Below are 722 nucleotides of genomic sequence, written 5' to 3'. Positions count from 1 at the left end.
TCCCGCTTCGTTGCCCGGATTATTCCTGCGTCAGCAGACGGGCCAAGTCCGTGAGCATCCCTTTCAAGAACCCCACGCGCGGTGAGATTGCCCATCTGGTTATCGATTCCACTGGCCTAAAAGTCTTTGGTGAAGGCAAGTAGAAGGTGAAAAAGCACGGTAAGGAAAAGCGCCGCGTCTGGCGAAAACTGCACCTGGCCGTGGACGCTGATACCCACGAGGTTATCTGTGCTGACCTGTCACTGAACAACGTGACCGATGTGGAGGCATTCCCGGGTCTTATCCGGCAGACCCACCGGAAAATTAAGGTAGCTTCCGCCGATGGCGCTTATGACACAAAGCTATGCCATGACGAACTGCGGCGTAAGAAAATCAGAGCACTGATCCCGCCGCGAACCCACGCAGGTTACTGGCCAACGGAGTACGCAGACCGAAATCAGGCGGTAGCGAGGCAGCGGCTTACGGGAGGTAACGCCTACTGGAAATGGAATACGGCTTACAACCGGCGGTCGGTGGCTGAAACGGCGATGTACAGACTGAAACAGCTGTTCGGCGGGCACCTTACGCTGCGTGACAATGATGCGCAGGTCGGTGAGGCTATGGTCATGATCCGTGCATTGAACAAAATGACGCGTGCAGGCATGCCAAAAAGTGTGCGTGTTGCCTGATAGCTCGTCAATTCGGGAAAGCTTTTGTCTCAATCCGATTTATTCAACAAAGCC

General features: G+C 54.7%; 1 pseudogene. It reads left to right on the top strand.

Annotation, left to right across the window (positions count from 1 at the left end):
• Positions 1–668, top strand: a pseudogene (locus KAJ71_RS23190) (IS5 family transposase); the annotation flags it as partial.
• Between the last annotated feature and the right edge of the window lie 54 nt (positions 669–722).

Source organism: Serratia silvae, assembly GCF_023282985.1.
Classification (GTDB): domain Bacteria; phylum Pseudomonadota; class Gammaproteobacteria; order Enterobacterales; family Enterobacteriaceae; genus Chania; species Chania silvae.
The sequence above is the reverse complement of the archived record's forward strand: the minus strand, read 5'-3'. Positions and strand labels throughout refer to the sequence as shown.